We start from the raw sequence: 12,570 nt of genomic DNA, 5'->3' as shown, positions 1-12,570 counted from the left end.
TTGCGTTTCCTCTCAGACGTGTGGAGGCTGGAGCCCTGCTCGGTGTCTTACTGAGCCGCGGGGGAGCGGAATGGGTAGAACACCGAGCAGGGCGTCTGGGGGGCGGGCGCAGTGTCTGCGCGGCGGGTCTTGTCGCGAGCGATGGCGGCATCGCTGTAGCCGTAGAACCGCCCGAGTACGTCCTCATCACTGAGCCAAGGGTGTCTTTCTCCCCACTCGACGACGCCGTGAGCATTCGGGTCGGTCGACCAGTTCACGCGCGGATCAGGAAATCCGTGCCGGCCCAGGAGGACGTCACGGACCCGGAGCGCGATGCAGAAGCAGGACACGGGGTAGTAGCCGCCGCGGCGCGTGCCGCCGACCGGTACCGCCAGGAAGGGCATGCGCAGCGTGCGCAAGGCCAGGCTCTTCTCCAGGAGCCACGTGTCGGCGAGCCGCTGCTCGTAGTACTCGAAGTCGTACGCCTTTCGCGGGGCCTGTATCACGACGACTCTCACAGGTGGATGCTGGCCGATCGAAGGGTCATGCATCGTCGGCTCCCTCGATGGCGCAGTCCTCGATCAGCCTTTCGAGCATGAAGGCCAAGCGCCGGGCGAGGCCGACAGCGTCCTGATAGTCGGCCGGCAGACGTTCATCCCAGACGAGGCGCCCTCGCTCGATAAGCCCACTCAACTTCGGGTCAGCGACAGCGATGTCACAGAGCCGCTTCAGGTGGCCGCGAAGCCGCTCGAGCAGCGCCGCGATAGTGGCCGCGGTCGGTGGCTGGCTACCAATCGCTGCGTCGAGGTCGTCGAAGATCACTTCCAGGTTGAGAGGTGTCCAGGCAACGAGTCGATCCCGAACTAACCGCAACTGGTCACTGCGGAGAGGCGGGTTCCACTGTCCGTCGCGCTGGGCGGGCTTCGGGTCGGCTATGGCGGCATTCACCACGGATGCACCGCATGCACCGGCCGCAGTGGATTGCGGGTTGGCCATGGTGGTGCTCACCGACCTCTCGCAGTGGTCGGCACTGGCGGGAACGCGGCCTGCACCGTCTTGCCCGCCCCGTCCTCGTGCACCGCGTACGTGAGCTTCGCGCCGAAGTACTGGACCTGCCACAGACCGGGCCTGCGACGTTCGGGCTCGGTCGGCCGCTTCAGGACCTCGCAGTACCCCGGAAAAGTCGGATTGCCGTCCGCCACCTCGATCAGGAGTTGCCCCGTGCCGATCAAGGCGAGACTCGTCCTGGCCGGAACGGTGCGGCCGTGGCGGACAGCGTTGTCGACGAGTACAGCGGCCACACGCGCAGCCATCTTAATTTCTCCGGGCCAACGCACCATGGCGAGGAGCGTGCGGGTATGCAGCCGTGCATTCCCGGCCGCCATTACCGCGAGGTCGTTTGTGCTCCAGCCGCTGGCCGCGCTCAGTCCAAGGGACTTGGACCGCTGCCACATCGGGGTATCGGTCACGAAGGGGTGCGCAGCAGCGTGCAGCGTGGTGGTTGCATGGTTCGACTGCATGCCGGGCGCAGCGCCAAGGCTCTTGACGGTGTCGCCAGTGAAGGAGTTCATGTGGGGCGCTCCCGCTCGTGGTGTGGCTGGCTAAAAGAGCGAACCGCCAAAACTCCGCTGCCGACATGGGGCCGGAGGCTTCGGCCCAGTCAAAGCGATCAAAGATCAGTTACGTCGTTCTCTGATGAGTTGCTTCGTGCCACTTCCCTGACATGCAGGGGGAGTTGGGTACTACGTTGGTATGAATGACCTCACGCGGCTGCGCTGGGTGACAGGTCGATCAAACTGATCAAAGATCATTTCCGTTGGCGGGGGCGCACTATGGCGCGCGAGAAGAACGAACGACTGACCGCGCTACTTGAAGAAGCTCGCTGGTCACGGGTGCAAGCCGCGAGCGCATACAACCGTGTGGCTGCTGAGACGCTCGGCGACGATGTGCGAGAAAACTCCAAGATCGGGCCATCCCACGTGAGCATGTGGGTAGGGGGCACTAAGGCGACTGGAGTCGCACCCATAGTCTTGTGCCAGGCACTGTCCCGTCGCTTGAAGCGTGAAGTCACGCCGCAAGAAGCCGGGTTCGCAGTTCCCGATGCGCCAGCGCAGCGGGCGCTGGATTGGAGCGTCGATCCGCTGATCGCGCTGAACGCCTTGGGGAGTGGTGTGGACGCGAAGCGGCGACGGCTACTCGCGGGCGGGGTCTACTCCGCCATGTCTCTGATATTGCCTGACGAAACGTGGTGGCGGGCCATGGCACAGCCACCCGAGGAACGCTCCTTGGCGGGCAAGAGAGTCGGCCGCGGTGACGTGGAAACAGTGCAGGAGCTGACGCTCGCGTTCTCCCGGATGGACCAGAAACGCGGTGGTGGCCACGGGCGAAGTGCCCTCGACGAGTATCTCCACCTAGAGATTCCGCGCTTCCTCAACGGGCGCTTCCCTGATGATTCGACGCGGCGCGCAATGTTCGCAGCCTCGGCCGAGCTCGCATACCTGTCCGGCTGGATGAGCTTTGACAACGGCGAGCATGCGGCAGCACTGCAACGCTTCAACACGGCGCTGAAGCTTGCCGCCCGCGCCGGTGATGCCCCGCTCAGCGGGCACATCATGCGGGCCATGGCACACCAGGCGCTCGACATGGGACTGCGGGGCAAAGCGCTACAGCTCGCTCAGGCGTCGGTACATGGGGAGCGGTACGTCTCCGCGACCCCGCGAGAGCGGGCGCTGCTCGGCGTGGTTCACGCTCGCGCCCTCGCGGCGAACAAGCGCAACAAGGAGGCAGTACAGGCGCTCGTACGGGCTGAGGACGACTTGACGATGGCGCGTGAAGGGATTCGGGAGCCGGATCGCACCTTCTTCTTCGGTGAGGCCTCCCTGGCCCATGAGACGGCGTGCACTCTTCGTGATCTCGGGGACCCCAAGCGGGCGGTCAAGGAGTTCCAGCGATCTGTCCGGACCCGAGGAGCGCAGTTTCGTCGCACCCACGCGGTCACACTTGGATATATGGGGGCTACACAGATCAAGCAGGGCAGTGTTGAGGAGGCCTGCGCGACCTGGACCAACGTCCTGGAGGCGATGGAGGACGGCATTTACTCGGGCCGGGCTCGCGGAACAGTAGACGACATGCGCCGTCTCCTCTCGCCCTATCGCGCGCGTGGGATTCCCGCCGTTGGAGTTCTCAATGCCCGCGCGACTGCGTACCTGACCAACGTAGATTGATCACTGTGGGTTGAGGCATAGCGGGAGGGCATGAGCATGATGTTGGAGATCGAGCCCATCGGGGAAGTCGTCGAGGGCCGAACCGAGGTGGCCGACGACTACTGGGGCGGCGTCGAGTCTGTGATCCAGCTCGACGAGGCCAAGTTCCCCTCCGACTCTGTGCAGGGCCTGGAGGAGTTTTCCCACTTGGTGGTGGTGTGGCACTTCAACCTGGCGTCACCAGCTGATGTCGAGTACCACGCGCGTAGCCCACGCGGGAACCCCCTGTGGCCAGCCACAGGCACCTTCGCGCACCGCAACCACAGGCGCCCCAATCAGCTTGCCCAGAGCGTTCCGCGGCTGCTGGCGATCGATGGACTGCGGCTGCGCGTGACCGATCTGGACGCAGTAGTCGGGTCTACGATTTACGATCTGTCGCCGTACTTCCAGACGATGGGTCCGCGCGGCACCGTGCGGGAACCAACGTGGCCGGGCGAAATGCTCGCCGACTACTGGTCCGCCAAGTCGTGATCAGACTGTTCGGCTGCGCCCCCTTCGTGTGACGCTGCCGCATCGTCCCTACCAAACCGCGTCGTATTGCGGGCATGAGCAACGGCGGCGAGGGCCGGGCCGCCGAACTCTGGGACCTTGTCGAGCGGGTCGCGTGCCCCGACCCCGTGCGTCGGTCGTAGACGCTGTCTGCGGTGGGGGAGCCGTCGGCCCACCGTCCGGCCTTGTTGCGTTCGGCGAGCGGAACTCCCCGCTCGGCCATGTCGGCGTTCGCTCCAGCTCGCCACGAGTGCGAGGACACTTGTTTGCCGTCGATGTACGGCACGCCCGCCCGTTCGGCCAGGAGCTGGAAGCGCTCGTCGAGCGAACCCGGCCGTACCCGGGTGCCGCGCCTGCGGGTCGGTTGGATTGAGGCAGCACGGTGAAATCGACGAGGCCCTCGCGGCGCAGCTGGTTCAAGAGCTCCGAGACGTACCGGTGTCTGGCTGTGGGGCGCGGCGGTTCATGGAGTTGAGCGATGGTGGCGATTCGGTGCTGGGAGAGCGAGTCAAGCAGCTGTTGCCGCAGCGCTTCGCAGGGTGGGGTGTGAAAATGTTGCCGTTCTGCTTGAGGAGCAGGAAGGGGGTCACTGGTAGTCCCTGTTCTTGGTGAGGGCGTCGGCTCGGGTCGTTGCTGGTGTCATGTCGCGCAGGAATGTTCGAAGGCGTTGGAGTTGGGCGTCGGCGGATGCGGTGAGTTGGTCTTGGGGTTGGGCTTGGGCGTTGTGGTCGGCGGCCCGTTCCAGGGCGTGGACTTGGCTGGGGCGGTGCTGTTCGGTGAAGACGTCCTCGAGGAGGGGGCCGATGGTGCAGCCGTTGATGGTGAATGAGGTGTAGAGGTCGTACTGGTCGAGGGCGGCGACCTGCGCGGGGCTGGGCCTCTCGCCCTACTCGTCGGTGATCGGTGTGATGGCGGCCTTGGAGCCGCGGGTGGTGGAGAGGGTGGAGGCGTTTTGCACCAGGGATTGCCTGACCGAGATGGGTAGGCGGGCCAGGAGTTGGGTCAGCGCATGTAGCTGGATCTTGTATTTGCGGAAGTCCTCGAACATGGCGGCGATGGAGTCGCCTCCGGCGCCTGCCAGGATGATGAGTTCGTCGAGGTAGCCGCGGAAGGGCCCCCGCTGCTCTGCGGCGGTGTCTGCGCGGAAGCGGCCGGCGCGCAGCAGATCACGGTTGAGGAGCGCGACCAAGAGGCGATCGGTGGGTCCGTTGCCTCCGGTGCTGACCCAATGGACCAAACGAGATGGGGAGTGCGCGGCTGGTTCGAGCTGCGGTGATGTATATGCGTGACGGCCGGCCTACGACCCATGACTCCCCGTGCCCACACTGTTTCCTCCTTTCCCACACTGGAATTGGTACGTATCTGGTCACAACACGTCGCTGATGTCGATAAGTTGGCACGCCTCTGACTCAACCGCCCGATATCCAGGGCCGGTAGACGCCTGCAGAGGCGAACGGCGCCTCGGGGTGCAGCAGGGCGTGGAGGGCCGGGGGGGGGGGGGGCTCGCGGTCGCTGGCTTGGTCACTGGTAGTCCCTTGTCTTGGTGAGAGCGACAGGGCGCGCGTGGGTGGCGAGATGGTCGTGCAGGAAGGCACGGACCCGATCCAATTGATCCGCCGCGGAGGCGGTCAGCTGGCTGAGGGGACGGGCCTGGGCATTGCGGTCGGCGGCCTGTTCCAGGGCGGCGACGTGACCGGGCCGGTACTGCTCGGCGAACAACTCATCCAGATGCGGACCTTGGACCAGCACCGGGCCGACCAAGCGACCGTCGATGGTGAATGAGCTGTAGTGGTCGAACTGGTCGAGATGGGCGACTTGGGCGGCGCTGGGCCGCTCCCCCCACTCCTCGGTGACGGGGCTGACCGCCGCCCTGGAGCCTCGGGTAGTCGACAGCGTGGAGGCGTTCTGCACCAGCGATTGACGCACCGGGAGGGGGAGCCGGGCGAGGAGCTGGGTCAGCGCATGCAGCCGGATCTTGAACTTGCGGAAGTCCTCGAACATGCTCGCGATGGAGTCGGCGCCGGAGGTGGCCAGGGTGATGAGCTCATCCAAGTAGCCGCGGAAGGGCACCCGCTGGTCCTCGGCGATGTCGACCCGGGAGCGCCCGGCCCGCAGCAGATCGCGGTTGAGGAGCGCGACCAGCAGCCGGTCGGTGGGGCCGTTGCCCGCCGTGCTCACCCACACGATCATCCGGCGGTCCATGGCGGCGCGGATGTTGTAGACCCCTTGGGGCTGGCCGAGGAAGGCGCGGGTGATGGGGTTGGCCGCCAGGCGGGTGAGCGGGTTGAGCAGCACGTTGAAGGAGTCGGGCGGGAAGGTGGGGAAGGTGGTCTGCCACCAGGCGCGGGAGTCCGCGTCCAGGACCGGTTCGGTGGCGGCCAGTGCACTGCTGCGGAAGCCGGGATCAGTTAGCAGCGATCGGACGTGGAAGAGCGTGGCCTGGTCCTGGCCGCGTCCGTTTCGGCAGGCCAGCTCGTTGAGTGCGGTCAGCACGGTCAGTGCCTGGGTAAAGATCGCGATCGCCCGCGGCGCATTCGCATCATCCCAGCCGAAGGCGGTGGCAAACGCGTCTACGACGTCCTCGACGACTTCATGGGCGGCCTGGCGCGGCTGATGCATGCCGATCGGATTCCACGCGCTGATCAGCGGGTCGGAGCCGCGGCCCGTCGCTCGGAGGTCGATCCGCGCGATCCGGTCCATGATCGGCTGGTGGGCGAGGAAGGGCGCCACGCGCCGCCAGGAGTCGTGGTGGGGGTCGACGAACAGCAGCCCGCCACCGGCGTGCGCGTAGCCGACCGCTTGGGCGGCCGCCCGTTCCGTCTTGCCGCCGCCGGCCTTGCCCACGCCGATCTCAAAGAGAGTCTGCTCGGCGTGAGTGGCCACCAGACGCCGACGCCCGTCGGGCTCGCGATACCAGCCCTGCAACAGCAGATCGGGGTTGCCGTGGACGAAGGTCGGCAGATCAACGGGCAGCAGCGGCACCCGGCACCAGACGGTGGGCGGCTTGAGCAGCCCCAACAGCTCCTCCAACCCTACCCAGTTCACGGCCGGAGGCATGCACTGCCCGGTGCGCCACCGCAGATCGAAGCGTGCCCGGTGCGGCCACCGGTCGGCGCCCAGCCGCCAGGGCCCGATGCGCAGTCCACGCATCGCCCACCGGGCGGAGCCGCCGAAGACATCGAGCCCGGCCTGGACGCGCGCCAGGCGCGCCTGGGCGCGGCCCTCGACGCTCGAGGCGCAGCGCGCCAGGATCTGCACCCGCACCAGATGGGCGTCCTCGGCGAGTTTGCCCAGCGTCTTGTCCCGGTCCACCCGCACCGGCGGGGCCGTCATCACCATGCCCCGGCGCCCCAGCTGCGCTGAGCCGCCGCGTTGAGAGGTGAGCAGCTGCTGGAGCTGCCCGACGAACGAGTCATCGGCACTGCGGTTCATCCACCGAGTGGTGCGCTCCGCTTCCCGCTGCTCGCCCCGGCGCGCCTGCTGCATCAGCTTCCAACGCCGTGCGCGCAGCGCCCATTTGGGGGCGCGCTGCAGGTCAATGCAGATTTCGGCGAGGTCGCCCAGGTCGGCACGCAGGTCGGCGACCGCGTCGACCAGCGGCTGCAGCGGATCGGGCTGCAGTGGCACCTCCCTCAGGGAAGCGACCGGGTTGCCGCGCAGGATGAACTCGGCGCGCACCTCATGCGGCCGCGGCGTGTCCCGCAGGGCCTTGGCCTTGGCTACGCGCACGCTGGGACCGAACGGCGTGGTGGTCAGCAGGCGCTCCGCCCCGGCGGGCCCTTCGAGCCGGTAGGAGAAGGGGGCATGGCCATCGGAGCGCAGCCGGATCCGTACCGCCTTGCTGCGGCGCGGCGCCCACCAGGGCAGCGACGTGCTGGCGCGCGTCAGTTCCACTCCCCGGCGGAAGATCTCTTCGTGACTGGGGTCGAAGTGGGGGGCGGGGGTGAACTCCAGAGCCATGCGTTCCTGGGAGGCCTTCGCGGCCAGGTGGCGCACCAGGTACTCCCCTCCGATGCCTGCGGCCGCCAGGACCACGGCGAGCAGATACCAGTGGTCGGCCACCCATAGCAGTGCGGCCGCCAGATCCCGGGCGACTGAGGGGATGAGGGAAGCGGTAAGGGCGCTCAGGAGGGGTTCAGGGGCAGAGCTGTCCACGGTGCGCCTCCTCTCGGACGGTGGAAGTACAGGTCGCTGATGCGGCCGTCGGTGTAGGTGCCCCCGCGGTCGGCCGCGGCCCACACCAGATGCACCACCGCCCGCCCGCTGCTGGTCTTGGCGTCCTTGTCTTGCCGGGCGATGGCGGCCTGGATACGCAAGCGGCTGAACGCGGGCGCCACCTGCTGTGCCGGACGCCTGCCGAAGATCTCGGGGAACCGGTCACGTCCCACGCCGGTGGCGTCCGCGTACAACAACAGCGCGCCCTTCTTACGCAGCTGCCGCTCCTGCGCGGCCGGCAGGTCCGCAGGCCAGGCCTTCTCCAAGAGCTGCTGAACCTGCCGGTCCGCTGCGCGTCCCTCACCACGCGGCGGCGGGGGAGTGGACGAGACGGACGGCTGGGGCGCCGGGGTGTCCTGGGAAGGCTGCTTGGGAAGACGCGGCTGCGGTGGCTCCTGCGAGTGCGGCGCCGATCCGGCGGCCACGTCGGAGGAAGCGGTGCTCTGGCCGCCGAACAGGAGGAGATATCCGCAGACGGCCAGGGCCAGGCTGCAGGCCAGCAACAGCCACGGCCCACGCGCAGCAGGCCGTGAACCGGTCATCTTGGGTGTCATAGGACTCTGGCCCCTCCCGCGAAGCCGAACATGGCATCCACGGGGTCCAGGCGGACCTTGGTGCCAGGCCGGGCGGCGTTGACCATCTGTCCATTCCCCACATAGATGCCGACGTGATAGATCGTCGAATCCACGCCCGGCACATAGCCAAAGAAGACCAAGTCACCGGGCCTGAGTGCGCCTTTGGACGTGATGCGCTGCCCCCGGTCGGCCTGCGCGGAGGCGACGCGGGGCAGCGTGATCCCCACTTGCGCGAACGCGTACTGGGTCAGCCCCGAGCAGTCGAAGCCCTTGATGCCGACGCCACTCTTGCCACTGGGCGAGCAGCACACCCCCGTACTGCGCCCCTTGGCGTTGCCGCCGCCCCACGAGTAGGGCGTCCCGCGCTGGGCCAGGGCCGCTTGCAGAACCTTCTTTGCCTTGCCTGAGACTCCTCCCAGGTCCACGCCTTTGGCTGTCCCGCTCGCGGCGGCCCGGTACTGCTTGATCCAGTTGCTGACGTTGGCCACGTACTCCTGGGAGCGGTTGTACTGAAAGATCGCCGCCTTGAGCTGGCTGGTCTTGGACAGGTCGCGGCCGTTGCCGCACAGGTAGACGGCCGCGCCCAGGGCGGCATCGAAGGCGTTGTGCGGGTCGCGTTCCTTGTCGCTGTTGGCGTCGCGGCCGTTGGATTCCCAGGTGGAGGGCAGGAATTGAAAGGGCCCCACGGCCCGCTCGCCGGTCGCGGTGCCGTCCCACTTCCCGCCGTCGGTGTCGGGGAAGGTGGTGGTGTTGCCGCCTTGGCCGGAGCCGTTGAGGAGCACGCCCAGGATCCGCGGTTGGTGGATGTCGCCGTTCTTGGCGATCGTGCGCCCGGCAGCATGATGGGACTCCACCTTCGCGATGCCCGCCAGGATCGGCCACGACATGCCCCTGCACTTGGGCACGTGACGGCCGATCAGCTGGGACGCCTTCTTGTACGCGGCGAGCATGGTGGGCGGGATGTCGGCGGCGCTGCCGCCCTCGACGAATCCGATGTCAGTCTCCTCTTCCTGGTTGGCCAGTTGCGCGGAGGCAGAGAGCACGCTGGCGAAGGGGGCGGCGCAGCTGGCGGCGGCCAGCAGCACGGTCAGCAGGCAGCCCCATTTCATCCGCCGTCGTGGCTGCGGCCGGACTCGAGGCGGACTCATCCGTCCTCCCCGCCCGCGTCGGGGTTGGCTCGGTTGCGGCGCAGCTCTTCTTCACGCGCACGGCGTTCTTCGGCGAAGCGGCGGCGCAGTTCTTCAGGGCTCGCCCGGCGCTGTTCGGTGAGGCGGCGGCGCAGCTCGGCCGGATCGGACGGTGCACTGCGGCGCATCTGGGCCGGGTCGATCCGCGGCCTCCACTGTGTGGATGGGTCAGAACCGGGCTCCGCCGGCCGTGGCGTGGGTGGCGGCGAGGCGGGTTTCCTGCTGCTCAGCTGGTAGCGCATGGGCCCGCCCGGTCCCAGGTTGAGGTCGCTGGCGTGGCGCTCGGGGGCCCGGCCCGAGGTGGGCGCGAAGCCGCTGGCCGGCCCCGGTCCGCTGTCGGGCGGCGGGGCATCCCCGCGGCTCCGCCCGGTTGTGGAATCGGGGGCGGAGCTGGCACGAGCCGTGGAGCGCGGGGGCGTGGCCGCGCGGGGGGAACCGCCGGATGCGGGCCGCAGCACGCGGCCGGAGGAGGAGCTCCCGCCGCCGGGTCCTCCGCCGCCGGGTCCACCGCCGACGGGGGCGTCCGGCTCGTCGCGGTATTTTTTGAAACGTATGTCCGAGCGGACTGTGTTGCGCCACACCGCGACCTGTTTCTTGGCGTCTTGGGTGTGTTCGGAGGCGCCCTGGCGGGCTCGCCGGGTGGTGGTGGGCAGGCCGAGGGTGGCGCCGTAGGCGATGCGGCCGCCGCGGTGCAGGATGCGGTAGCCGCGCAGCCTGACGGCGCGGTTGTGGGCCCGTGTGGAGAGCAGGGTGCGGTCGCTGTTCTGGTCATGCAGGACCTCTCCCGTTTTCCGGTCGACGATCTGGCCGTCCCGGTTGCGGTAGCGGTCGGGGGGGCCGTCGCGGCGCGGGCCGCGCGACCCGCCGGGCCCTGCCGGCCCGCCGTCGGCGCCGTCCGCGTGCGGTCCGCTGCCCGGGGCATCGCCCTCGGCGGTGGGTTTGCGCATCCGTTCCAGGGCCTTGTCGCCCGGTCGCTTGCCGACCAGCAGCCCCCACGCGCCGCGGGCGCCGAGGCCGGCGCCGGTGGCGGCCAGCGCGAAGGGTGCCAGGCCGCGCGAGGCCTCGGCCCCTGCATCGGACAGCAGTCGTCCGGTGTCCACCGGCATGCCGGTGCCGTCGGCCATCGCGGCCAGCGAACGCATGATGCGCTGACGGGTACCGAGCCGGCCATATCCGCCTGCCATCGCGCGCAGGCCGAACCCGCCACCCATCCCCATGCCGGCGTTGCCGTGGACGGCCAGCGCGGCGCCGATCTCGGAGGTGTCGCCGGGCAGGTGCGTGCCGCCGATCTTCGCGTAGCGCATCCGCACCGCCATCCGCTGCCCGGCCGAGGAGATCCCGGCCAGCAGCCTGCGGTGGAAGGCGAGACCGGCCAACGCCAGCGCGACCAGCGCCAAAAGCCGTTCGGCCGGGACGTCGGGGCCATCGGTGAGGACCACATCGATCCCGATGGCGTAGGAGGGAAGGAACGTGCAGATCGCGAACATGCCGGCCACCGAAATGCCCAGCAGCGCCAGCCACTTCCACACGGCCTGGCGGGAGGGGCCCGGCAGCATTGCCCACACCAGCATCACCGAGCCGACGGCGGCCGCGCCGGCGTCCGCGGCCTGCATGCCCAGCAGCACGAACGCCGCAGACAGCGGGATCGCGGAGATCAGCAGCGCGGCCACGAACAGCATCAGCACACCTGCGGTGCGCCAACCGGTGGGTTCCTTGGCGTACTCGGCCGCCGCCTTGCCCACCGGCCCGGCCTTCTCCAGCTCCTTGAGGAACGCGGCGAACTGCTGGTCTTGGGAGTCCAGGACCGGGGTGGCGGTGTCCAGCAGTGCCTCGCCGGGCGTGAGGGGGATCGGCTTCAGCGGCGGCTCATCGAGGCCGGGGTTTTTCAATCGCCCCTTCACGCAGTACTTGTGAGCGGGGCCTTTGATCTTGTCGCATGCGTCTTCGGCCCGCTGACGAGCTGCCTCGCTTGCTGCGGAGGTGGGCTTGTAGCCGCCGGAGACCCACTTGAGGTGCAGGGCGTAGGCCTTGCGGTCCGAGGCCTTGGCCGGGTCGAGGATCCGCCCGTACTGCACGAGCATGTAGCCCTTGACGACCGTCACGTTGGTCAGCGCGTCCTGAATGGGCTTGGCCACCGCCGCGGAGTGCGCCTTCTTGTTCTCCTGCTGGTAGCACTTCTCCAGCGCCGGACCTGACAGGCCTGCGCCGCAGGGGCCCGCTTCCCCGCTGGCGATTTTGCCGCCCCAGTCGTAGGAGTCCACGGTCATCCGAGCGACCTCCGAGGCGGATCGCTCGCTCTGGGCCAGCGGCCCGTCCTGCCCCAGGAGGTAGTCGGGGCGTACGAACGCGGAGGCCGCAAAGGCGGCGATGACCAGAGTGAGGACGATTTCCCCGAGGCCTTTGCCGGCCTTCCCGCGCACGAGCAGGATGCCGCCGAAGATGAAGGCCCAACTCAGCAACAGCCCCTTGAGGCCCAGGGTGTCGACGACGATGTCGTTGTAGGTGTCGGAGAGCTTTTGCGCCGGATCGGCCAGCATCTTGATCAGCGGGAAGCGCAGCGCGAACTCGATGGCCCAGCACGACAGGCCCACCACCAGACGCAGCAGTGTGAACAGGCCGTTCATGATGAACGCATAGGCGTTGGTGCGCACCGAGAAGATGGAGCCGCCCTGGGCCGACAGTTCGTAGCCATTGATCGGCACGCCTTCGGAGCTGTCCACGTTCAGCGGGCCCATCATGTCTCCGCCGCCGTCGGCCGCGTAGGCGACGTGCGCGTTGACGATGAGGAACACCACGGCCAGCCCCAAGGCGTGGGTCAGGGTGCGCAGCCGGCCGTGCGTAAAGCGCCAGAGGTTCACGGGA

10 protein-coding genes are annotated in these 12,570 nt (G+C 68.4%); 2 read left to right on the top strand and 8 right to left on the bottom strand.

The window, feature by feature from the left end; all coding sequences use genetic code 11:
* Positions 1-47 precede the first annotated feature (47 nt).
* The 3 genes from E5671_RS00255 to E5671_RS00245 are packed head-to-tail and all read right to left on the bottom strand — an operon-like array spanning position 48 to position 1,550.
* Positions 48-497 carry a DUF6302 family protein gene (locus E5671_RS00255; protein WP_160501823.1) on the bottom strand — a complete coding sequence of 150 codons (450 nt, stop codon included), beginning with the start codon at positions 495-497 and terminating at the stop codon, positions 48-50.
* A gap of 25 nt (positions 498-522) precedes the next feature.
* Positions 523-987, bottom strand: coding sequence for a DUF6415 family natural product biosynthesis protein (locus E5671_RS00250; RefSeq protein ID WP_336605602.1), 465 nt, complete (start codon positions 985-987; stop codon positions 523-525).
* Complete coding sequence (locus E5671_RS00245) at positions 984-1,550, bottom strand: ATP-binding protein (RefSeq protein WP_160501822.1); 567 nt, start codon at positions 1,548-1,550, stop codon at positions 984-986. Before E5671_RS00245 ends, E5671_RS00250 begins: the two co-directional genes overlap by 4 nt.
* A 483-nt stretch (positions 1,551-2,033) precedes the next feature.
* Between E5671_RS00245 and E5671_RS00240 the strand changes: the two genes are divergently transcribed.
* Both E5671_RS00240 and E5671_RS00235 read left to right on the top strand, forming a co-directional pair.
* Entirely contained in the window at positions 2,034-3,203 is a 1,170-nt protein-coding gene (locus E5671_RS00240) for a Tat pathway signal protein (protein WP_336605601.1), read from the top strand.
* A gap of 36 nt (positions 3,204-3,239) precedes the next feature.
* Positions 3,240-3,713: a TrmO family methyltransferase domain-containing protein gene (locus E5671_RS00235; RefSeq protein ID WP_160502199.1), complete on the top strand. Its 474-nt coding sequence runs from the start codon at positions 3,240-3,242 to the stop codon at positions 3,711-3,713.
* Between the two features lie 904 nt (positions 3,714-4,617).
* Here the strand turns inward: E5671_RS00235 and E5671_RS00230 are convergent.
* The 5 genes from E5671_RS00230 to E5671_RS00210 form a co-directional block, all read right to left on the bottom strand.
* Positions 4,618-4,920, bottom strand: coding sequence for a hypothetical protein (locus tag E5671_RS00230; RefSeq protein ID WP_160501820.1), 303 nt, complete (start codon positions 4,918-4,920; stop codon positions 4,618-4,620).
* Between the two features lie 332 nt (positions 4,921-5,252).
* Positions 5,253-7,886 (bottom strand): ATP/GTP-binding protein, encoded by a 2,634-nt coding sequence (locus E5671_RS00225; RefSeq protein WP_202120908.1) that lies wholly within the window; start codon positions 7,884-7,886, stop codon positions 5,253-5,255.
* Positions 7,856-8,488, bottom strand: a complete 633-nt coding sequence (locus E5671_RS45155; protein ID WP_202120907.1) for a hypothetical protein — start codon at positions 8,486-8,488, stop codon at positions 7,856-7,858. Before E5671_RS45155 ends, E5671_RS00225 begins: the two co-directional genes overlap by 31 nt.
* 8 nt (positions 8,489-8,496) lie before the next feature.
* On the bottom strand, positions 8,497-9,669 hold the full coding sequence (locus tag E5671_RS00215; protein ID WP_160501819.1) for a C40 family peptidase: 1,173 nt from the start codon (positions 9,667-9,669) through the stop codon (positions 8,497-8,499).
* Positions 9,666-12,566: a hypothetical protein gene (locus E5671_RS00210; RefSeq protein WP_336605600.1), complete on the bottom strand. Its 2,901-nt coding sequence runs from the start codon at positions 12,564-12,566 to the stop codon at positions 9,666-9,668. Before E5671_RS00210 ends, E5671_RS00215 begins: the two co-directional genes overlap by 4 nt.
* Positions 12,567-12,570 lie beyond the last annotated feature (4 nt).

It is taken from the genome of Streptomyces sp. BA2 (genome assembly GCF_009769735.1).
GTDB lineage: Bacteria > Actinomycetota > Actinomycetes > Streptomycetales > Streptomycetaceae > Streptomyces.
Note: the sequence above shows the minus strand (reverse complement) of the source record. Positions and strands in the feature narration are given on the sequence as shown.